Source organism: Fusibacter tunisiensis (assembly GCF_016908355.1).
GTDB classification, from domain to species: Bacteria; Bacillota; Clostridia; order Peptostreptococcales; family Acidaminobacteraceae; genus Fusibacter_D; species Fusibacter_D tunisiensis.
This window is the reverse complement of sequence record NZ_JAFBDT010000002.1, coordinates 75,702-97,269: the sequence shown is the minus strand read 5'-3', so window position 1 is coordinate 97,269 and position 21,568 is coordinate 75,702. Positions and strand designations below refer to the sequence as shown.

Sequence of the window (21,568 nt, the reverse complement as noted above, 5' to 3'; positions counted from 1 at the left end):
GGCGTTGAGATGGTTAAAGGGAAGACAATAGATCAAATCAATATTGGAGATAGTGCCTCATTTCAAAAAACTATATCAGAAACGGATGTCTATTTGTTTGCGGGTATAACTGGTGACTATAATCCAGCACATTTAAATGATGTAGAAGCAAGGAAAACAATATTCGGGGAAAGAATTGTACATGGATTGTTAAGTGCTGGGTTAATATCAGCAGTTTTAGGAGTTCAATTGCCTGGACCTGGAACTATTTATCTAGGTCAGGATTTAAGATTTTTAAAGCCTGTAAAGTTTGGAGATACAATCAATGCGATTGTAGAAGTTATTGAAAAAAATGAAGAAAAGAATATTCTTAAGCTCAAGACAAAATGTATAAATCAAAATAATGAAGAAGTAATAACAGGTGTCGCAACTGTTATGCCACGAAAGAAGGGATAATATATGAGAATAATTGAACTTAAGGAAGTAATGGCTAATTTAGAAGTTATGAATGATTCTGAATTCAATGCGCTGGGGATGGCAACTACAAAATTCAATAACGAAAGAGTATTAGCTTTTTTCTCAGATGAAAAGTATTTAGAAGCTATACTAGATAACAAGAATATTGTTGCTCTTATCACAACTAAACAGATTTACGACAAAAAAATTATTCCAGATGAATATGGCTTGATTATATCTGATGATCCAAAACTACAGTTTTATGAGATTCATAATAAACTTGTAGAAAATGAATTCTACTGGGCTAAATTTGAAAATAAAATAGCAGATACAGCGGTAATATCAGATGGAGCATATATTGAAGACCATAGCATTGTAATTGGAGAGAACTCAGTCATAGAGGCAGGGGTAGTAATACATTCAGGTTCAATAATTGGTGATAATGTGATTATTAGATCTGGATGCAAAATTGGCACAAATGGATTTCAATTCTTAAATGATGGAACAAAAGTTATTTCAGTAAAAACGGGTGGTAGAGCTGTAATTAAAGATAACGTTGAAATTCAGCACAACTGTTGTGTTGACAGAGGAGTATTAGGCGGAGACACAATTTTATCCAAATATGTAAAATTAGATAATTTTATTCATGTTGCGCACGATGACATCATCGGAGAAAGAACATTTATAACTGCAGGAGTTAAGTTGGCAGGTAGAGTCACTATTGGAGAAGATTGCTGGATTGGAGTTAATGCTACAATCTCTAATGGAATTACAATTGGTAATAATTGCAAAATAACGTTAGGTGCTGTTGTAACAAGGAGTGTTCCTGACAATTCAACTGTGAGTGGAAATTTTGCTATTGAGCATTCTAGATTTATTGATTTTATTAAATCAATAAGATAGTAGAGATGAAAGGTGAGTGTTAGCAATGCAATTTAGAGACTTAAAGGCTCAATATGATAAATATAAGAATGAAATTGATGCAGCTATCCAGGAAGTTATAAATAACACTAATTTTATTGGGGGCAAAGAAGTAAACATGCTGGAGCAAAGACTAGCTGATTATGTCAACGTTAGGCACTGTATTACATGCGCAAACGGCACTGAGGCAATGACTCTCCTTATTATGGCGTGGGGGATAAAAGAAGGCGATGCTGTTTTCGTTCCAGACTTTACATTCTTTTCAACTGGTGAAATTGTTTCCTTTAGAGGGGCTACACCAGTATTTGTAGACGTAGATAGAGATACGTTTAATATTGATACAGAAAAACTTGAAGGTTCGATTATTAAGGTTTTACGTGAAGGAAAGTTAACACCTAAAGTAATTATACCAGTTGATTTATTTGGACTACCTGCAAATCATATAGAGATAGAAAAGATAGCAAAAAAATATAATTTAAAAGTTTTGGAAGATGCCGCTCAAGGATTTGGAGGAAGTATAAAAGGAAAGAAAGCATGTAGTTTTGGTGATGCCGCTACAACATCATTTTTTCCAGCAAAACCACTTGGTTGCTATGGGGATGGTGGAGCTATTTTCACCAATGATGATCAATTAGCTGAACTTCTTAACTCATTAAAAGTTCACGGTAAAGGTGATAATAAGTATGATAACGTAAGAATAGGAGTTAACTCAAGACTTGATTCTATTCAGGCTGCAGTGCTTAATGTGAAGTTGACTGCCTTTATTGAGCATGAACTTGAAGATGTTAATAGAATATATCAATTATATACAGAAAAACTAAAAGGTATTGTAGAAACACCAATTATTCCGGAAGGTTATTTGGCTAGTTTTGCTCAGTATACGATTAAATTGAAAAATAAGGAAGAAAGAGACAATTTACAAGCCAAATTACTAGAAGAAGGTATACCTAGTATGGTTTATTATCTAAAGCCTATGCATAAGCAAGGGGCTTTTGCTCAGTATGAATATGATGATAGTGATTTTGAAGTAACTAATGAACTTTGTGATACGGTTCTTTCTTTGCCTATGCATCCATATTTGAGTAAAGAGGATATTGTTAGGGTGTGCAACTCGATTTTGAAAATACTGAATTGACACTGAAGCAGTAATGAGTATATTTTTAGGATGGTGCTGAATGAAAAAAGTAATAATGATTGTTACTAATAGATATGATCCAGATATAAGAGTCCATAAAGAGGCTAAATATTTGGTTGATAGAGGATTTGATGTTGAAGTTTTATGTTGGGATAGGGAAAATGATTATATTAATAGCCCGACTGATAAGATAGATGGTGTAAAAGTAAGAAGGTTTTTCCCATATGCAAAGTGTGGAACGGGGATACGTCAAATAAGATCATATTTTAAGTTTATACTAGAAATAAAAAAATATTTAAGCAAAATTGAGTTTAACTATCTTCATTGTCATGATTTAGATGGTGCGATAGCAGGCTATTCTGTAAAATCAAAAAAATCTAGACTAATTTTTGATATGCATGAATTTTATGAAATGCAAAAAGAAAAGCTTAAGTACAAAGAAATAATTAGAATTATTGTTAATTATCTTCAAAACAAATCAGATGCAATAATTTATGTTAATGAAGTGCAGATTAGACATTTGAATGATAAATTAAAGTCAAAATCGATATACTTACCTAATTATCCGAATACAACTGATTATTTAGGCGTTAAAAAGAGTAAAAATTCAACTTTAAACATTTCATATATTGGTGTGGTTAGACAATTTGATGAACTTAAGAATCTTATGGAAGCTTGTAATAGTTTAGAAAATGTATTTATCTCAATCCATGGTGATGGCCGAGCCTTTAATAAATTAAACTCAATAAAAGAAAATTATGTTAATACAAAGATTACAGGACGATATAATCCTAAAGAATCTTCAAGGCTATATAGCGATACTGATATAAGTTATATAGTTTACTCTAAGGATAATCCACAGCATATGATTGGTTACCCGGTTAAATTTTTTGAAGCAATTATTACCAAAACTCCTGTAATTGTAACTAAAGGATCGGTATTAGAAGGTTTCATTAGTGAACATGATATAGGTTTTGCAGTTGATGGCGAGAGTGTAGAAGAAATTAAAGACTTAGTATCATATATAAATGCTAATAGACAAGTTCTTAGAGAAAAAATTAAAAACATAGAAAAAATTCAATTTAGCTATAGTTGGGAAGAAGTTGTTAAAAATTTAGAAAATATATATAATGATACTTTATAGAAATATGGTGAAGAAATATGTTAATTATAAAGAAGAGAAGTATTGTAGCTTTTTTTTCCTTGCTTATTTATAAAATAATAATAGATATTTTTTATGTTTTTTTTATTCATAAGTACTACGAGTATATGGGTTTTAGTTTAGATTATAATGCATATAAGTATTTATCGAGTCTATTTATTTTTGTGATTTTATTTGTATTTATTCCTAAAGATCAAAATAAACCCTCTTCAATATTTTTGCAGCTACACTTAATTATAATGTTTATTCCTATGCTTACTATATATGCATTTATGAATAAACCAAACGGATTTATGTTAGCAAATGTACTTGCTCTTTTATTGCAATGCATTTTAATAAAATTAATTCCCAATATTAAAATTGTTAGAATAAAAAATTCCAAAAGGTTACTATATTTAATAATAGTTAGCATTACTATATTTGTATATACTTCAATGTTTCGTGCAAATGGATTACCGTCCTTAAGCACAATGAACATCCTCAATGTTTATGATGTTAGAAGTGTTGTAACTTACCCATTTTTAATGAACTATTTAGTGCCTTGGCAAGCAAAAGTAATTAATCCTTTTTTAATTACGATAGCTTATTTAAAAGGATCAAAAAAATTTTTAGCAGTTTCAATTGCTTTACAAATTGTTATATATATGATTACAGCGCACAAGGCATTCTTATTTATACCAGTAGCTATAATAATTGTTTGTTGGCTTTTGAAAAAAGTAGATTTTTTCAAATTATCTACTGCATTAGCATCAAGTGTTTCTTTTATTATACTAATACACTATTTTGTATCCAAATCATTACTAATACCTTCTATATTTATACGGCGCTTTCTTCTTGTTCCTGCACATATAAAATTTTCTTATTATGATTTTTTTTCGAGCAACCCTTATATGTATTTTTCTTTAGGTATCCTTGGAAATATATTTGGGATAACTTATCCGTATGATGTAAATATTGCGAATTTGATAGGGGAGGTTTACTATAACAGCCCAGATATGTGGACTAATACAGGTTACTTAGCAGATGCATATGCTAACATGGGCTATTTTGGAATGTTTATTATATCTATATTATTTGTTTTTGTTCTAAAAACAATAGATTCTTTAAGTGTTAAAGTAGGAAAAGAGTTAGTAGTAGGATTATCACTGTTCTCAATATTGGCATTAAATGATGGAGCTTTTTTAACTACATTACTTACGGGAGGACTATTATTTTTGATAGTGATATTGTTTTTGTACTCAAATAATATGGGTGATTAATTATATGTGTTTGCTTATTTACTAGAACTAAAATAAAAGATTAAGTTTAATAAATTTATGAGGTGATAAAATGTGTGGAATTGCTGGAGTTTTAAATTTAGATAAATCTTTATATATTAACAGATTTAAGAAAATGTCGGATGTTATTAAACATAGAGGACCTGATGATGAAGGATTTTATTTTTATAATGAAGATCAAGAAATATTTGCTTTTGGAAACGATACTCTAGCAGAAATAAAAGAGGAATTAGGTTACTCGATTGATAATATTGTAGATTCTAATTACAATTTGGCATTAGCACATAGGCGTTTAAGTATTATAGATACTTCTTCCAAAGGGCATCAACCTATGTGTAGTTCAAACATAGTGATAACATACAATGGTGAAATTTATAATTATATTGAAATTCGAGAAGAGTTAAAAAGAGAAGGGTACTATTTTAAAACTGAAGGAGATACAGAAGTATTAATTAATGCATATCTTCATTGGGGTGAAGAATGCGTAAAGCAATTTAATGGGATGTGGTCTTTTGCAATATGGGATAAGGCAAAAAAACTACTATTTTGTTCCAGAGATAGATTAGGTGAAAAGCCTTTTTATTATTACAAGGATAATGAAAAGATAGTCTTTGGATCTGAAATTAAACAATTATTTGAATATGGACTAGAGCCTAGGGTAAACGAAAAAACACTATTCACATTTTTATTTTATGGAATACATGATCATTCTGATGAGACCTTTTTTGAAAATGTGTTTACTTTGCAAGGCGGCTATAATATGATAATTCAATTAGAAGAAAATACTAGCACGCTAAGCATTAATAAATATAAGTATTGGGATCTAGATAATCGAATTAATAATATAACAACAAGTTTTGAGAGATCTGCTGAATCTATTGGGAATCAATTAGAAAAAAGCATCTCATTGAGACTTAGAAGTGATGTTGAAGTTGGCAGTTGTCTAAGCGGTGGACTGGATTCTTCAAGTGTTGTGTCTATAGCCACTAATCAATTAAAAAAACAAGGTTATAATGTGAGTAATTTCAATACATTTACAGCATGTTACGATGATTCAAAAGAAGTTGATGAAAGATATTATAGTGATATGATAGTAAAAGAATCGGGTTGTAGTAATTTTAAAGTTAAACCGAGTGAGAAAAAGCTCAAAGAGGACTTTGAAAAACTTGTTTGGCATCAAGAAGAACCTTTTGGAAGCTTAAGCATCTTTGCTGGATGGTGTGTCATGGAACGAGTAAAAACCAATAATGTTAAAGTACTACTTGATGGCCAAGGTGGAGATGAGACTTTATTAGGGTATGAAAGATTTTATGCTTATCATCTAAAAACGATGCTATCCAAGTTTGAATTTAAGAGATTCGCTAAGGAGTTTGCTTTATCTTCAAAGAATTCAAGGTTAACGCTTAAAGACTTATTTGGTTACTTTATCTACTTTAATAATAAAAATATTCGAAAGAAACGCCTCACCTATAAAACATCTAAGTTCTTAAATTCTAATTTTAGTGCTCAGTACAAAACTCAAAATATTGTAGATGATATGCTTGAATTTAAATCCATTGAAGAAGTTCAAAAAAATGAGTTAGCAAGAGCAATTGGTCATTTACTTCGTTATGAAGATCGTAATTCTATGGCGCACTCTATAGAAGCCAGAGTTCCTTTTTTAGACCATACTTTTGTTGAAACAGCAGCTTCTATTCCAAATAAGTACAAACTAAAGGATGGGTGGACGAAAGCTGTTTTAAGAAAGTACATGGAAGATAAGATGCCTAAAGAAGTGACATATAGAAAAAATAAATTAGGGTTTAGTGTTCCTCAAAAAAAATGGCTTGACGAACTTAATGATTACTTTAAAGAAACTTTACTAGATAATCCACGAAGTACTAAGTATTTCAATATAGATTATGTACGTGAGATATTTGACAAAAAGACTAACCATGATTTTAGATTTAAATTTATCGTAGTAGAAACTTGGATGAGGGTGTTTGATGTAAAGGGTTGATTGGAATAGTTAATATAGCAAAAGTGCATTGCTAAAAGATTGGTTGGTGGTATTAACTTGAAAAAAACAGCTATAATTATTATGATTTTAACTATTGGCTCAAAGTTTTTTGGGTTTTTTAGGGATATAACATTATCTTATTTTTACGGGGCTTCAAATATTAGTGATGCTTATTTAGTATCTCAGTTAATTCCTATGAGCCTTTTAGAATTTGTAGGTTTAGGGCTGCTGGCAGGATATATTCCAATCTATAATACAATTGAAAACAAGTACGGAACACAGAAGAGTAATTTATTTACCAATAAGATAATTAATTTGGTATTGCTAATAAGTACAGTCTTAGTTTTGTTAGGACTAGTACTGACAGAAAATATTGTTAAAATATTTGCGATGGGCTTTGAAGGTGAAACTTTAGAATTAGCAGTGAGTTTTACTAGAATAAGTATATTTGGTATTTATTTTGTAACTTTAGGATATGTTTTTAGAGGATTTTTGCAAGTTAAGAATAAATTTATAACACCTACACTTACAGGGTATCCTTTGAATGTAATTATAATCTTATCAATTGCGATTAGCTTTTGGACTAGTAATATAATTCTAGCAGTGGGTAGCCTATTTGCAATTGCTTCGCAACTATGTATTCTTATTCCGTTCTCTTATAAAGAGGGATTTAGGTTCAAATTTACGCTTGATTTTAAAGATGATGATATCAAACAACTTTTTAGATTAGCCTTTCCAATGATGATAGGTATATCTGTCAATCAATTTAACATTGTAGTGGACAGGACATTGGCATCTCAAATCGTAGAAGGTGGTATATCTGCTCTAAACTATGCCAATAGATTGAATTTTTTTGTTCAAGGGATTTTTGTACTGTCCATTACTACTGTTATGTATCCTATGATTTCTAAAATGGTCGCTAATGGAGATATGAAAGGTTTAAGGAGAACTTTATCAGAAGCTATTGGGGGTATTAGCTTACTTGTTGTTCCGGCAACAATTGGAGCTATAGTTTTTTCCGAGCAAGTTATTACATTGCTATTTGGTAGGGGAGCATTTACCTACGAAGCTATTTTGATGACTTCGACAGCTTTAGCTTTTTACTCTATAGGAATGATTGGATTTGGTTTGCGCGAGGTCTTATCGAGAGCATTTTATTCTCTTCAAGATACAAAGACGCCAATGATTAATGCCTCTATAGGTATGATTTTAAATGTTATTTTGAATATAGTCTTTTCAAAATATTTAGGTATTGGTGGTTTAGCCCTTGCTACATCAATTTCAGCGATATTTACTACAGTTTTATTATTTATCAGCCTACGCAAAAAAATAGGCCCATTTGGCATGAAGCAAATCAGCATTTCATTCCTAAAAATCCTATTTGCTTCATTGGTTATGGGTCTCCTCTCCAAACTTAGCTTTAATTACTTAACGGCTACTTTATCACAAAACCTTTCACTTTTATTAGCAATTGGTGTTGGAGCGGTATCATATTTTGTTATTATCTATTTTATGAAGATTGAAGATGTTGACGTAATTGTTGGTGCGATTAAGAAAAAGTTTGGCAGAGGAGCGGTGTAAAAATCCCAACTAGTCAACGCCGAAAATCGCTGAAAAGTTGGGACATGCTGGGACAGATTGTTAAAAAAAAGAGCAACTTTTGACCTCATTTTATTTTGTAGCGAATCGTGTTACGATTAAGTTCAGTTAGAAGTTGATTTTCAGTTAAATCATGTATGCTAACCGTATTTCGTCTTAAGGCCTTCTTCAGAAAATCTTTTGGTCTATTTTTGGCTAAATTTAAAAATGCTGCAAATTCGATTGGATTTTGTTTGTAGACATGGTGGTAGATATTTTTGAGATAATTTGGCATAGAATGATATTCATAGCTGTCTTCAAAACCACGGTGTTTTGTGCGAAGTTTATCTGGTGTATACCAAATTCGGCGCATGATGTTGTTTTTCTTAGTTGAATATTTATATTTTGCAATTATTTTATGGTGGATGTCTAGGATGTAAACATTTTGACGGTTATGCTTAATTGTAACGGTTTCGCCACGATAGTACTCGGGAACTTCATAGCGCGTAGCGTGAAGTGAAACCATAGAAGTCTTTTTTATAACCCTTCTTGTGTCATAGAAGAAAAATGTAAATGGTTTTATAGGCAAGGGTTTCATTAAAGAGTGTTCCTCTTTAAACAAATCAAGTCTAGAGTTGTTTTTATGTGGGTGTTTTTTCTCATTTAATGCTTTAAAACCTTCATCCAATATGCGTTGAATATGTTCCAAGGATTTAAATTCAGTTTCTCCGCTGTCTATGATAATTTTTTTAGCTGCCTTTACGCCCAGTTCAACAGCCCCTTTCTGATTGGGCTGATTAGGGGCACAAAATCGTATTTGAAATTTATAATGATTTGATAACGCTTCAAAAAAATGCGTTAGATTCCGATCGGTTACGGTTGGATCATGAGTCCTTTTAGCGATTTTCATGTTGTCGATAAGGAGCTGATGGGCAACTTTTTTAGCTTTTAGCAAGTATTTATGGTAAGCGATGTTAAAGTGTTCTGCAGTTTCTTTATGTGCTACAAATCCAAATTGCATTAAACTATAGGGATGAACAAACACGGCAAAATAAATTTTTCGGTTGTGGTCATTTAGATTCATTGTTAAGTAGCCCCAATCGAATTGGACAATATCCGCTGGATTGTAGTGAATTGTCAAGTAACTTTCTCGATTTTTATTTTTTACAAGTCTATAAAGATAATTGAAATTTGAAGTGCTGAGTGTTGGGAACTCTTTTCTGATATGGTCTAAGATTTCTTCTCTTCCAAGAGGAAGCCGGTGAAACTTTTTATAACTTGGTTTGGTGAGAGAACTAAAGTATTCAATTCTATTGTAAAGTGTTTGGAAATATGGATCGTAAATATTGACGATTATGTTTGATGGGTAGATGGATCCGGTTTCATTAAACCGATCATTGACAGATTGAACTGTATTCTTGCTTACTTTCAAATCTTGTGCAATTTGGCGATATGATAGGTCTTGTGAAATTAAATGATAGATTCTCCGATAAGTTTCTGCTGTATGTGCCATAAGACTCCTATTTATAAAATGTATTTAAATTTATAAAAATCAACCATCCAACTATAACATAAAAAAGCAGTGGTGTAAATTATGTACAAAAAAATTAATGATTCAAAAGAAGAAAAGGCCTTTGATGAGATTTTACGTTATTCATCCTTTAAAGGCACGGATATCATAGATGTAACGGGTAGTGAACGTATGGGGTATTTGTATTTGAAACGATGGGTTGAAGAAGGTCGGGTCATACGATATCCTTTTAATTTGTACAGTCCAGTTAATCCAGCTACAGCTAAACCAAAGATGAATTTGCATGAGGCTGTTTGTCAATTGGAGGAAAACGCATATTTATGTGAGTTGTCTGCGGCAAGATTTCATGGGTTAATTGTACCTGAAGACAATTGCATTTATCTTGCGTCAAATAAAAGATTTCGTGAAGTGGTTTATGAAGGATGGACAATAAAGTACAAACGCTATTCTGAGCAAGAGGCGTGCGCAGTTTCAGGCTTGGCAAGGTATTCTTCTTATACGCAGACGATTATGGACCTTATTAACGCCTTTCCCAAATGTATGACGTGGGAGGCCTTTTTAGTTTTTCTAAGGAATACCGGTCCGCTTGCGTGTCACCGTGTTTTAACGATTTTAAAGGGCGTTGATAATCGAAATCTAAACAAAAAAGTCGGTTGGCTTGTGGATGTCGGTCTTTTAAAGGTGGATGATCCCAGTGCCTTAATGGCATACTGCATCCGTCACATATCGAAAACAAAACTTGTTCTTTGCCATTGTACAGAAGAATCGGGTGTTTATAATGAGAAATGGAAATTGATAAGTCCCTTGTTGACAAATACAAATATCTAAGGAGAGTGTTGAGATGACGCGTCATAGTTTAGATCTTTGGCCGATTGATCAATCAATACAAGATGATGTATCTAGTATTAAGGATGAAAAAGAGGATGATAATATCCGTGTATTTATCCCGTTAGACATCAATCGTGAAGCAGTTTTAAGGCGAATTAAGATGATCATTACGAAGTATGGTGAAGCGAACGAGGAGAATGAACTTTCTTTTTTACTGGAGATAGAGGCTATTGTTGCACAGATTGAAATCTATGATCAAGTATGGTTTGCAAGGACGGTGCCTCCAGGGAAGAAGCATAGTGTACAGGGAACGGACTTGATTCGTGAGGTTGTAGCAATACTGAAAGAAATTTCCGATGGATGTGCTGAGATCTTTCCTTTTGAACTGATTGATAGGCTTGAAAGTGAGTACGGTCTTAATATGGATTTTAAGGTATAGTGGATTACTTTAATGTCAATTTCAAGGATTTGGATCAGGTCACTGAAACTATGAAATTGGTCATGGAGATGGCGAATTCTATCAGAATATGGGAAAACAACGGACATACACCAAGTGAAATCTTTGAAAAATTTGAAAAGCCTAGGTTAAAGCCGCTTCCGGATCAGCCGTTTGTGTATAAGAGCGACGAACAGAATGATGTGAAAAAAGAAAAAGTTGGCAGAAACGATCCATGTCCATGTGGTTCGGGAAAGAAATACAAGAAGTGTTGTCTTGGAAAAGATATGTATAATTAGGCGCAGGATAATATCCTGTCTTTAATTGATATAAAAGGAGAAATGAAAGAGTTATAACGCCAAAAACAAATCAAATATGAGAAAAAAACTCAAGTTTGTTTGTAAAAGTCTTCTTGTTGGGGTATAATAAGGATATTAACGAAACCCTAATAGAGGAGGTCTTACAATGTTAATTGATTATAGATTTTCAAATTTCAGGTCATTTAAAGAGATGACCAGTCTTGCAATGATAGCAGGCAGACAAACCACACTTAATGATAATCTCATTAGAGAATATGATTTGAGGGTTGTACCTTCAGCGGTAATTTATGGAGCTAACGCCAGTGGAAAATCTAACATAATTATGTCCCTGGCGGTAATGAAAGACATTGTTCTTTCAGGGTCTCTTGAGGCAAATATATCGAACTTAAAGAACCTCGAATTTTACCCATTTGCCTACCAGGAATCTCAGAAGCCCATGAACTTTGAAATTGATTTTATTTATGGAGGAAGGCGGCTAGAGTTTGGTTTTGAAGTTGAGGTGAGTACCTTCAAAAAAGAAACCAGACGTATTGTATCTGAATTTTTAACCTATATTGATAAGTCTGACCAAAAGACAAACATATACAAGAGAGAAAAAGATAAGATTCAGATCAACAAAGACAAAAAAGCGCTGAATATAATTGAATTTGATGAGAAGCTACTCAAACAGTTTGAGAAAAAAATCAATGAAAACATTGATGAGACAGAATTGTTCTTATCTAGAGCATTTAAAAGTACAATTAGCAATGAGCTAGCGGATATGGTACTGGACTTCTTTAAAGAAAAGCTTGTAGTGGTAAGTGACTTTACGCTAAAGAAAACGAACTTAACATTTTCATTGGAAGATAGCCCAAAGAAGGATTTTTTTGCATGGAATAAGATCCTTGATGGGTTTGTTAAGAATGCTGATTTTGGGCCTCAAGGGATCGTCTTTAAATCAAATAAATCAGAAGATAAAGAATCATCCAGTATGGAGCTTGTCTCTATCTATAAATATCATGATGAAAATATTGTGATCCCTGCAGAACTTATGGAATCAAGGGGAACACTGAAACTTGTTGATTTTGCTATCCCATTTGAGAAGCTTTTCAAGTCGGGTGGCGTATTCGTTCTTGATGAGTTTGACGCTGCGATTCACCCTGAACTGATCAAAGGGATATTGGCTCTTTTTAATGATTCTGATCTAAATAAAACTCACGCACAACTGATTTTCACAACACATAATCCGATTTATCTAAACAATAAAATATTTAGAAGAGATCAGATTCGCTTTGTTGAGAAGGATACAGAATCATATGAAAGTGTCATTTATTCTCTCGCAGATTTTGGCGCTGAGGAAGTGAGAAATGATCATAATTATTTAATCAACTACTTCAAAGGGAATTACGGTGCGCTTCCTTTCATCGATTTTTCAAAGCTATTAAATCAAAATGGTAGCAAGGAGGATGAAGATGGGGAAGTATAGAAAAACATATTTATGTATCTGCGATGGACAGCAAGAAACAATGTATCTGAACCATGTAGCTAAGTTGATTAAAGATTTCCCACATAAAGTCGTAAAGTTTAATACCTTTGAGGATTCGCCATATCGTCTTGAAAAAAGGTATGAAGCTTATGATAGTGCTGCAGTATTCGATTTTGATAATAATGAAGTGGAATTCAAGAAAAATATCGAAATATGCGATTCACTGAATAAAAAGCTTAAACCTTTAAAAAGAAAAGAAGGTAGACACATCTATCATGCGTATAGCAGCGTGAACTTTGATCTGTGGTTGATTCTTCATAAAGAGGATTACAACAAGAGTGTTACAAAAAATGATGCTTATATTTCAGATATTCGCAGAATCTTTGATTTGAATCAAACGGATAATATCAAGAATGAAGAAGTCATTAATAAGATACTTAGCCAGATAACATTGGATGATGTAAAATCAGCAATTCGAAGAGCGGAGACGATTCGGAAGAATAAAGTGAAAGCTGATAGTACAAAGATTGGAAACACGACAATTTATTCAAATCCCGACTTCTCCATTCATGAATTTCTCAGAGCGGTTTTGGCGGATAGCGGAGATTTATAAAAGGTAAATTATTATTTTCATCGACATCTGATTCTGAACTTGATCTGAAACTATTTGCTGTCAGTATTCAGAGTTTGCTTTTTGCCGTCTATGTGCACTGGAATTTACGCTTACAACCAAAGCTAACTATTCAAGCAAAAAGTCTATGATATTTTTAACCCTAATCCCGGAGTAGTCGTTGAAGACAGTTTGATCCATGGTCAAAATATATTTTGGGTAGTTATCAGAAATGGCTTCTAGAGGTCTAAGCTCGCGCGCTCTCGTTTTTTCATCCATGAGTGTCGCTGAAACTTGATAGTAGATTTTTTCATTCGTTTTTGAGGCGACGAAGTCCACTTCTAACGAACCGATTTTTCCAATAGTCACTTTATAGCCGCGTCTTAATAGTTCCAGGTAAACAATGTTTTCTAAAACATGACCATAATCTGTGTTACGTAGGCCGGTAAGCTTATTGCGGATACCTATATCCACGATGTAATACTTTTCAAGGGTTTTTAGAAACATCTTCCCTTTTAAGTCATAGCGGTTTGCCCTGTAGATGATAAATGCATTTTCAAGCATCTTTAGATAATTGTCAATCGTATCGCTGGTTGTTTTCCGACCACTACTGGTTAGATAGTCGCTTATTTTTTTAGTGGAGACGATACTGCCGATATTGGCAGCAATAAATTTCAAAATACGTTCAAGAAGGGCGGCATCTCTGACGCCATTACGTTCAATAACATCCTTCATAAGCACAGTGTTGTAGATGCCTTCCAGGAAAGGACCGATGGTATCTGGATTATCTAATAGTTCAACGACTGTGGGAAGTCCACCGTATTCCAGGTATTGATTAAATTTCTCTGGGAGACTCATTTCCTTGTCTGATTCTAGGAAATCTAAATACTCTTTAAAGGATAAAGGCTGCATTTTAATTTCAACGTACCGGCCCGACAGCAATGTGGAAAGTTCTGAAGACAAAAGATATGCGTTTGACCCGGTTATATAGATGTCCACATTGGCATCGACGAGGAGAGAATTAACCACTCTTTCCCATGACGCTACTTGCTGAACTTCATCAAGCAGAATATAATGTCTTTTATTTGTGTCATTAATACGCTCTTTAATGTGTGCATGGAGTTCTTTGTAACTGATAATTTCATCGAATTCAAATGACTCAAAGTTCATCCGGATAATATGTTTTCTATCAACACCGCTGGCGATCAGATGATTTTCGAAAAGTGAAAGTAGGGTTGATTTACCCGAACGTCTTAAACCCGTGATGACCTTAATTAATTTTTTATCTCTAAACTGAATGAGCTGATTAAGATAAAGATCTCTATTTTTCATAACATCACCCCTTAAACAGAAGTATAACTGAAAAAATACATATAATCAATATTTTTACGACTATACTCGAAAAAGTTTTCATAATCGGTTTTAACCGGATGATGAGGTGAAAAAATCAATTTACGCTTACGCTCGCTTTACATTATTCCGATATCGGTATATTATACTTATGAGGAAGGTGATTTTCATGAGATACATGAGCATAACTGAAGCAAGTAAGAAATGGCAGATTAGCGATCGAAGAATACGCGTCCTATGTTCAGAAGGACGAATTGAAGGCGCTGTGAAGTTCGGTCGAAATTGGTCAATTCCATATGAAGCGGTCAAGCCGACTGATGCGAGAATAAATCTTAAGAAATCATATAAGGGCGTTGCATATGATTTTAGCAAAATTGATGAAATGAAAAAAAAGATTGATGAATATAGACCGTTTTCAAAGAGGTTAGCAGACTCTTTACATGAAAAATTAGTTATTGAATGGACTTATAACAGTAATGCCATCGAAGGGAATACGTTGACCTTATCAGAAACTAAAGTTGTTTTAGAAGGAATAACAATTGGCGGGAAAAGTGTTGTTGAACATTTGGAAGCGATTAATCACCGGGACGCAATAGTATTCCTTGAAGAATTGATTGGGAATAATGAGTCCTTATCGGAATGGAATATAAAAAACATTCATGGGCTTATATTAAAGGAGATTGATAACCAGAATGCAGGTAAATACAGAATTGAAAATGTAGTCATTGGCGGCGCTACTCATATCCCGCCAAAACACTATGAAATTGACTTTTTGATGCAAAAATTAATTATGGAATACAAAGAAGTGTGGCAATCCTTTCATCCTGTAGTGAGAGCCACTTTACTTCATGGAGAGTTTGTAAAAATTCATCCTTTTATTGATGGAAATGGAAGGACTTCAAGACTGCTGCTGAACTTCGAACTGATGAAAAACGGATATACACCTATTATAATAAAAAAAGAAAACCGAGCACAATATTATGAAGTGCTGGATCACGCACATACTACGATGGATTATCATCCATTTCTTGAGTTTGTCGCTAAATTGGTGATTGAATCTGAACAGTTGTGGTTGTCATTGCTATAGCATAACCCTAGGAGCCACAAAAATACAGTGTTTCCAATATGTATCTGGTTACGATTGGCACGTGTAATTGAATTTACGCTTACCTTGGGCGGATAGATATTTAAATATGACAGCTTTGTAAGATTTCTACAACTTATATATTATTTTGTTTATATGCATATATTAAATGGTATAATTAAAACAGTCTTTACTATTAGTAAAGACTTCAATTGCTATCCCAAATTAAAAGGAGGAAAAGTAGTTATGAGGAACTTAAGGAAGTTAAGTTTACTTCTCGTTGCAGTGATGATTATTTCATCATTTTCCATGGGTGGATTCGCCGAGACTTACACTGTAAAATCAGGCGATGTGCTATGGAAAATTGCAGAAAGTTATGGCACAGATTACATGACGCTTGCGGATTACAACAACATCGCAGATCCAAACAAGATCTATGTTGGCGATAAGATTGAAATCCCGGGTGAAGATGACGGAGAAACAGCAGATGGCTCAAAGGAAATTACAATTTTGGGCACAAGTGACTTGCACGGTAGGATTTATGCCTACGAGTATGCAATAGACGATGTCGATGCAGACGCAGGTTTTGCAAAAGTTTCTACAATTGTTAAGCAAGAAAGAGAACTTGATCCAAACTTATTGCTTATGGATATGGGCGATACGTTACAAGACAACAGCGCAGATCTTTTCAATGATATGCCTGTTCATCCAATGATTCAAGTGATGAATGATATTGGATATGACACTTGGACAATTGGAAACCATGAATTTAATTTTGACAAGTCGTTTATTGACAAAAATTCAGCCGCATTTGAAGGTGCTGCGCTTTCTGCAAACACATATGTAGAAGCGACTGGCGAAAGATATGTAAAAGGCTATGAAATTTTTGAGATAGATGGTGTTAGAGTAGCAGTCGTTGGTATGATTCCACCGCATGTACCAATTTGGGAAGCCAGTTCACCGAACAACTTTGCAGGTCTTAAATTTACAGATATTGAAGAAGAGACTGCAAAAGTCGTTGCTGAGCTTGAAGGCAAGTATGATGTTTTAGTGGGCGCTTACCACATAGGTCCAGAAGATGATCATGATTTTATAGGCATCAATTCAGTTGCTGAAAAGTTCCCTGAATTTGACATTATCTTTGGTGGACATGCCCATTCTAAATACAATACAGAAATCAATGGCGTTAAGCTTATTGAGCCAGGCGCTTACGGTTGGGCAGTATCAAAAGCAGTTATCGAAGTTGAAAAAACAGAAGATGGTTACGATGTGGTTTCTATAACTGCTGAAAACATTGAAACAGCTAATGTAGAAGAAGATCCAGAAATTCTAGAAAAGTATGCTTTTGTACATGAAAAATCAATTGCAGATGCCAACACAGTTGTTGGACAAGTTGAAGCTGATTTTGTTGAAAGAGTTGATTATATCACTGGCGACTCAAAAGTAACAACAATGCCAACCATTCAACTTGAAGATTCAGCGCTTATTGATTTAATCAATGATGTACAACTTTATTACACAGACGCTCAAATTAGTTCTGCTGCAGCCTTTAAAAATGATATGAACCTTCTTGAAGGCGATTTCAAAAAGAAAAATGCGGCAGATATTTACAAGTACACAAACACCTTAATGGGTCTTAACATTACAGGTGAAAACTTAAAAGAATACATGGAATGGTCTGCAAGTTACTACAACACTTACAAGCCAGGCGATGTGACAATTTCCTTTAATGAGAACATTAGAGGCTATAATTATGACATGTTTGCTGGTGTAGACTACGAAATTGATATTTCTGAAGCGCCAGGCGAAAGAATTAAAAACCTTACCTTTAATGGTGCCCCAATTGTAGACGATCAAATTTATAAACTTGCTGTAAACAACTACAGATTTGGTACCCTTATGAGTCTTGGTCTTGCTACATCTGATGATGTTTATTATGATTCTTACATCGAGTTCCAAGATGCGGGCAGAATCAGAGAACTGATTGCAACTTATCTTGCATCTGAAAAAGATGGGATTGCATCTCCATCTGTAGACAACAACTGGGAAATTGTTGGCGCAGATTTAGACCATGAACTTAAAGATGAAATCTATCAAATGATTATTGATGGCGAGCTTGAGATCCCAACTTCTGCAGATGGCAGAACGCCAAATGTAAAAGCTGTAAACGTTTATGACCTTATTAAAGAAGGTGTATTCCCAGACTACAAGCCTTTGACAATTTTGCATACAAATGATATGCATGGGTTCTTTATCGAAGGTGCTTATGATGGTATGGGCGCAGCCAAAATGGCAACTGTTTATAAAATGATGGCTGACATGAACGACAACCTTTTGATTATGGACGCTGGAGATGCTTTACAAGGGCATAACCTCGTAACACTTTCAGATGGTGAAGTGGGCACTAGAGTCCTTAACGCACTTGGTTATGATGTGATGACACTTGGTAACCATGAGTTTGACTATGGCTCAGCTCAAACTGAAAAGTTAGCTGGTATGCTTGAATTCCCAATGCTTGCAGCCAATGTAAAAAAAGAAGATGGTTCTTTGTTAGTGGATGATTATGAAATCTTTGAAGTAGATGGCTTGGAAATTGGTGTCTTTGGAATCGCAACACCTGAAACCCTCTACAAGTCACATCCAGACAATACAAAAGGCATTACTTTTGAAGACATTTATGAAACAAGTGAAGAAATGGTAGCACTTCTTGAGTCTATGGATGTAGATGTAATCGTAGGCTTGGTTCACTTAGGTGATGAAGGCGACTATACAAGTGAAAGCCTTGTTTTAGCAGTAGACGGTATTGACCTTATAATTGATGGTCACTCGCATTCTACGTATGCAAATGGTGAGATGGTGGAAGATACCCTCATTGTTTCAGCAGGCGAGAAAACAAAAAATATCGGCGTTGTTGATTTTGCATTCAAAGAGGGTGAATTGGTGTCACTTGGCGCTTCTCTCTTTACAAAAGAAATGTCTGCAAATGTAGAAGACGATGCAGAAATGACAGCACTAATTGAAGAAATTGTAGCTGAAAATGAAGTTATTACTGAAGAAGTTGTTGCAACTGCGCCTGTTGTTCTCAACGGTGAAAAAGCATTTGTTCGTGCAGGTGAAACAAATCTAGGAAACTTACTGACTGCAGCACTACTAGATATTAGTGGCGCAGATGTTGCCCTTACAAATGGTGGCGGTATCCGTTCATCTATCGATGCGGGTCCTGTTACAAAAGGCGAAGTTTTAACAGTACTTCCTTATGGAAATACAGTTAGAGTTATTGAAGTGACTGGTGCAGATATTGTTGCTGCTATTGAAAATGGCATTGACATGTATCCAGAAGCAAAAGGCGCTTTCCCACACATCGCTGGCATGACTGTTAAGTTCGATTCAACTTTACCTGCGGGTGAAAGAGTGGTTGAACTTAAGGTTGGTGGTGAGCTTGTGGACCTTACGAAGACGTATGTTTTGGCGACAAATGACTTTATCGTAGCTGGTGGAGATGGTTATTCCATGTTCGTTGGTAAACCTGTTGTTGCAGAGTTTGGCGCAATGGATGAAGTTTTAATCGACTACATGAACGAAAAAGGTTTTGACAAAGCTATTGAAGACGGCAGAATTGAAGACGTTTCTGACGAAGTCAGTGCACTTGAGTTTTTAATCGCTGCATAAAGTTAAGCACACTAAAAGAGGACACCGAGGTGTCCTCTTTTTTATGGTTTTATTCAAACACTGTGGCTTCTAAGTTCGTATAGTTTACAGGTGGATAGACAGGTGTATCTGATTTAAGATTTGCCAAAATAAAGGTGTTGATGTACTGATTCATTTCATATGAAGTTCCGTGTTCAATGCCTTGGTCCAGTATAAAGAGTCCATGTCCGCCACTTTTCCCGTAGAGTTCAATGTTTTCAAGTGCTCTTGGCAGAACTGGGTTGCCAAACAATTTATTGATTTGCGACTGTGTGCCTTCGAAATAGCAGTCTAGAAAATCAACTGTGTTGTTTGTATCATTTTTACCCATATAAATTAAACGGGCTACTTTGTTGTGGGCTTCCATGTCGAAGGCTTTGCCAGTAATGGCTTTAAAGTCAGCTGTTCCCACTGGGAAATTTAGGGTTTCGCCCTTGTATGTGTCGGTTGGAAGCATCATATCATCTAGGGTTGCACCTGAAATTACCATTTTTACGATTTCAGGATGTAGGTTTGTAAACCTGTCTGTAAATGTTCCGGAAGCAGAGTAACCATCCATAATGACCTTGTCTTCCAGTCCAAAATTGTTGGTGTTGAGATAGTCAAGGGCATGTGTGATCATGGCTTTAATTTGGTCATCAAAATCGTAGTATAAGGTTGGGTCTACTTCATAATAGTCATAGTTTGCCATGTTACGTGAAGCAAATTTTCCTGATTGAGTCAATTCTCTTACATAAACGGAAGCTCGGTCCAGTGCATGTTCATAAAGTCTGGATTGACCAAAGTCAGTTTCATCTACAGGGACGCCTGTTCTAGGGACGATTGGCATCATAATTGGAAAGCCAAATTCCTGGGACCGCTGCATGGAAAGGTACCACATTTCAGACAGTTGTTCTTTAGCGTCTTCAATACACTGTGCAAGGCTGTGTCCATTGCCATTGTTGAGCATGTCTACCATTAAGTAGTCTTTTTCTGTTCTGTATTTGACCATGTTTTCGCTTGGAATCCGAATCATGTACGGAAAGTTAAAGCCTTTTGATGGGTCAGCCGGCACAAAAATAACTTGATAGTCACTTTCTCTTTGTACTTTTGGCAGGTCATCACCAACCAAAGTCCGTTTGATCAGGCCATAATCTTTTTGAACGAGGATCATGTCCACTTCTGTTCCAATCGAGAAAGACCCATAAATTTGAAGGCCTTCTGATGTCAACGCATAACGCATGTCCTTGCTCGCCCCTTCAAAAGCCACACCGTACAGTGCCTGCTGAGTTGTGCCTAATTCGGCATATGAAATTAAAGGGTCAATGTAGGTGTTCAAGATAATCTTTTTAAATGTACCCGTGTCAGCATTGACTGGTGCTTGTGTCTGTTCCAGTTTCAAGTCAGCTGTCTGAGTGATTTCATCCCACGAGAGATCGGCACCAATCATGTTTGAAATTTCGCGCAACTGTACATAGGTTCGGCCTTCGTATAAAAGGTTGTCTGCAGCAACGGCTTCGCCATTAAGCGTGACCTGAATGGTGTTTTTAAGGGCGCTAATCCAGTTTTCACCTTGTTCTGCAAAGGCGATGGTGGTCATTAGGGTTAGAATGATCATAACCGATATTAATTTTTTCATCTCATTTCTCTCTTTCATTATTTTTAAATCCATTATTTGGAGGAAGAAGAATTTTTTTACACACTCCCTGCTGATGAACAAAACTGTCCAAGGTGTAACCATGGGCTTCATGGGTCACTAAAGGTACAGAAA

General features: G+C 34.7%; 17 protein-coding genes. 14 read left to right on the top strand and 3 right to left on the bottom strand.

Annotation, left to right across the window (positions count from 1 at the left end; translation table 11 throughout):
• The first annotated feature begins 9 nt into the window (after nucleotides 1–9).
• The 7 genes from JOC49_RS02025 (at nucleotide 10) to murJ (ending at nucleotide 8,510) form a co-directional block, all read left to right on the top strand.
• Nucleotides 10–435: a MaoC family dehydratase gene (locus tag JOC49_RS02025; protein ID WP_204661685.1), complete on the top strand. Its 426-nt coding sequence runs from the start codon at nucleotides 10–12 to the stop codon at nucleotides 433–435.
• Nucleotides 436–438: 3 nt separating this feature from the next.
• Nucleotides 439–1,338: a UDP-3-O-(3-hydroxymyristoyl)glucosamine N-acyltransferase gene (locus JOC49_RS02020; RefSeq protein WP_204661683.1), complete on the top strand. Its 900-nt coding sequence runs from the start codon at nucleotides 439–441 to the stop codon at nucleotides 1,336–1,338.
• A gap of 25 nt (nucleotides 1,339–1,363) precedes the next feature.
• On the top strand, nucleotides 1,364–2,491 hold the full coding sequence (locus tag JOC49_RS02015) for a DegT/DnrJ/EryC1/StrS family aminotransferase (protein WP_204661681.1): 1,128 nt from the start codon (nucleotides 1,364–1,366) through the stop codon (nucleotides 2,489–2,491).
• Nucleotides 2,492–2,531: 40 nt separating this feature from the next.
• Nucleotides 2,532–3,635, top strand: a complete 1,104-nt coding sequence (locus tag JOC49_RS02010) for a glycosyltransferase (protein WP_204661679.1) — start codon at nucleotides 2,532–2,534, stop codon at nucleotides 3,633–3,635.
• 17 nt (nucleotides 3,636–3,652) lie between these two features.
• Nucleotides 3,653–4,912, top strand: coding sequence for an O-antigen polymerase (locus JOC49_RS02005; RefSeq protein ID WP_204661677.1), 1,260 nt, complete (start codon nucleotides 3,653–3,655; stop codon nucleotides 4,910–4,912).
• A 70-nt stretch (nucleotides 4,913–4,982) separates the two neighbouring features.
• Complete coding sequence (asnB, locus tag JOC49_RS02000) at nucleotides 4,983–6,929, top strand: asparagine synthase (glutamine-hydrolyzing) (RefSeq protein ID WP_204661675.1); 1,947 nt, start codon at nucleotides 4,983–4,985, stop codon at nucleotides 6,927–6,929.
• A gap of 57 nt (nucleotides 6,930–6,986) precedes the next feature.
• Nucleotides 6,987–8,510: a murein biosynthesis integral membrane protein MurJ gene (gene murJ / locus JOC49_RS01995; protein ID WP_204661674.1), complete on the top strand. Its 1,524-nt coding sequence runs from the start codon at nucleotides 6,987–6,989 to the stop codon at nucleotides 8,508–8,510.
• An 85-nt stretch (nucleotides 8,511–8,595) separates the two neighbouring features.
• Here murJ and JOC49_RS01990 read toward each other — a convergent pair whose 3' ends face one another.
• A complete protein-coding gene (locus JOC49_RS01990) occupies nucleotides 8,596–10,020 on the bottom strand; it encodes a DDE-type integrase/transposase/recombinase (RefSeq protein ID WP_204661672.1) in 1,425 nt (474 codons plus the stop codon).
• 81 nt (nucleotides 10,021–10,101) lie between these two features.
• Here JOC49_RS01990 and JOC49_RS01985 point away from each other — a divergent pair, with 81 nt between their 5' ends.
• From JOC49_RS01985 to JOC49_RS01965, 5 genes are all read left to right on the top strand, one after another.
• Nucleotides 10,102–10,866 carry a hypothetical protein gene (locus JOC49_RS01985; protein ID WP_204661670.1) on the top strand — a complete coding sequence of 255 codons (765 nt, stop codon included), beginning with the start codon at nucleotides 10,102–10,104 and terminating at the stop codon, nucleotides 10,864–10,866.
• Nucleotides 10,867–10,879: 13 nt separating this feature from the next.
• The gene (locus tag JOC49_RS01980) at nucleotides 10,880–11,305 is read left to right on the top strand and encodes a hypothetical protein (protein ID WP_204661668.1); all 426 of its coding nucleotides are present in this window, start codon (nucleotides 10,880–10,882) and stop codon (nucleotides 11,303–11,305) included.
• Nucleotides 11,306–11,355: 50 nt separating this feature from the next.
• On the top strand, nucleotides 11,356–11,601 hold the full coding sequence (locus tag JOC49_RS13480; protein ID WP_204661666.1) for an SEC-C metal-binding domain-containing protein: 246 nt from the start codon (nucleotides 11,356–11,358) through the stop codon (nucleotides 11,599–11,601).
• Between the two features lie 166 nt (nucleotides 11,602–11,767).
• Nucleotides 11,768–13,087, top strand: coding sequence for an AAA family ATPase (locus tag JOC49_RS01970; protein ID WP_204661665.1), 1,320 nt, complete (start codon nucleotides 11,768–11,770; stop codon nucleotides 13,085–13,087).
• Complete coding sequence (locus tag JOC49_RS01965; protein WP_204661663.1) at nucleotides 13,074–13,700, top strand: RloB domain-containing protein; 627 nt, start codon at nucleotides 13,074–13,076, stop codon at nucleotides 13,698–13,700. The genes JOC49_RS01970 and JOC49_RS01965 overlap by 14 nt, the downstream gene beginning before the upstream one ends.
• 126 nt (nucleotides 13,701–13,826) lie before the next feature.
• Here JOC49_RS01965 and JOC49_RS01960 read toward each other — a convergent pair whose 3' ends face one another.
• Complete coding sequence (locus JOC49_RS01960) at nucleotides 13,827–15,029, bottom strand: ATP-binding protein (RefSeq protein WP_204661661.1); 1,203 nt, start codon at nucleotides 15,027–15,029, stop codon at nucleotides 13,827–13,829.
• A 187-nt stretch (nucleotides 15,030–15,216) separates the two neighbouring features.
• Here JOC49_RS01960 and JOC49_RS01955 point away from each other — a divergent pair, with 187 nt between their 5' ends.
• Nucleotides 15,217–16,134, top strand: coding sequence for a Fic family protein (locus JOC49_RS01955; RefSeq protein WP_204661660.1), 918 nt, complete (start codon nucleotides 15,217–15,219; stop codon nucleotides 16,132–16,134).
• A 243-nt stretch (nucleotides 16,135–16,377) separates the two neighbouring features.
• Entirely contained in the window at nucleotides 16,378–19,800 is a 3,423-nt protein-coding gene (locus JOC49_RS01950) for a 5'-nucleotidase C-terminal domain-containing protein (RefSeq protein ID WP_204661658.1), read from the top strand.
• A 49-nt stretch (nucleotides 19,801–19,849) separates the two neighbouring features.
• On the opposite strand, the gene JOC49_RS01945 is transcribed toward JOC49_RS01950, so the two are convergent.
• Nucleotides 19,850–21,469 (bottom strand): stalk domain-containing protein, encoded by a 1,620-nt coding sequence (locus tag JOC49_RS01945; RefSeq protein ID WP_204661656.1) that lies wholly within the window; start codon nucleotides 21,467–21,469, stop codon nucleotides 19,850–19,852.
• Nucleotides 21,470–21,568 lie beyond the last annotated feature (99 nt).

Coding starts and splice junctions, on each gene's coding strand:
- JOC49_RS02025 (WP_204661685.1), top strand. CDS start 10: ATGGTTAAAGGGAAGACAATAGATCAAATCAATATTGGAGATAGTGCC.
- JOC49_RS02020 (WP_204661683.1), top strand. CDS start 439: ATGAGAATAATTGAACTTAAGGAAGTAATGGCTAATTTAGAAGTTATG.
- JOC49_RS02015 (WP_204661681.1), top strand. CDS start 1,364: ATGCAATTTAGAGACTTAAAGGCTCAATATGATAAATATAAGAATGAA.
- JOC49_RS02010 (WP_204661679.1), top strand. CDS start 2,532: ATGAAAAAAGTAATAATGATTGTTACTAATAGATATGATCCAGATATA.
- JOC49_RS02005 (WP_204661677.1), top strand. CDS start 3,653: ATGTTAATTATAAAGAAGAGAAGTATTGTAGCTTTTTTTTCCTTGCTT.
- asnB (WP_204661675.1), top strand. CDS start 4,983: ATGTGTGGAATTGCTGGAGTTTTAAATTTAGATAAATCTTTATATATT.
- JOC49_RS01990 (WP_204661672.1), bottom strand. CDS start 10,020: ATGGCACATACAGCAGAAACTTATCGGAGAATCTATCATTTAATTTCA.
- JOC49_RS01985 (WP_204661670.1), top strand. CDS start 10,102: ATGTACAAAAAAATTAATGATTCAAAAGAAGAAAAGGCCTTTGATGAG.
- JOC49_RS01980 (WP_204661668.1), top strand. CDS start 10,880: ATGACGCGTCATAGTTTAGATCTTTGGCCGATTGATCAATCAATACAA.
- JOC49_RS13480 (WP_204661666.1), top strand. CDS start 11,356: ATGAAATTGGTCATGGAGATGGCGAATTCTATCAGAATATGGGAAAAC.
- JOC49_RS01970 (WP_204661665.1), top strand. CDS start 11,768: ATGTTAATTGATTATAGATTTTCAAATTTCAGGTCATTTAAAGAGATG.
- JOC49_RS01965 (WP_204661663.1), top strand. CDS start 13,074: ATGGGGAAGTATAGAAAAACATATTTATGTATCTGCGATGGACAGCAA.
- JOC49_RS01960 (WP_204661661.1), bottom strand. CDS start 15,029: ATGAAAAATAGAGATCTTTATCTTAATCAGCTCATTCAGTTTAGAGAT.
- JOC49_RS01955 (WP_204661660.1), top strand. CDS start 15,217: ATGAGATACATGAGCATAACTGAAGCAAGTAAGAAATGGCAGATTAGC.
- JOC49_RS01950 (WP_204661658.1), top strand. CDS start 16,378: ATGAGGAACTTAAGGAAGTTAAGTTTACTTCTCGTTGCAGTGATGATT.
- JOC49_RS01945 (WP_204661656.1), bottom strand. CDS start 21,469: ATGGATTTAAAAATAATGAAAGAGAGAAATGAGATGAAAAAATTAATA.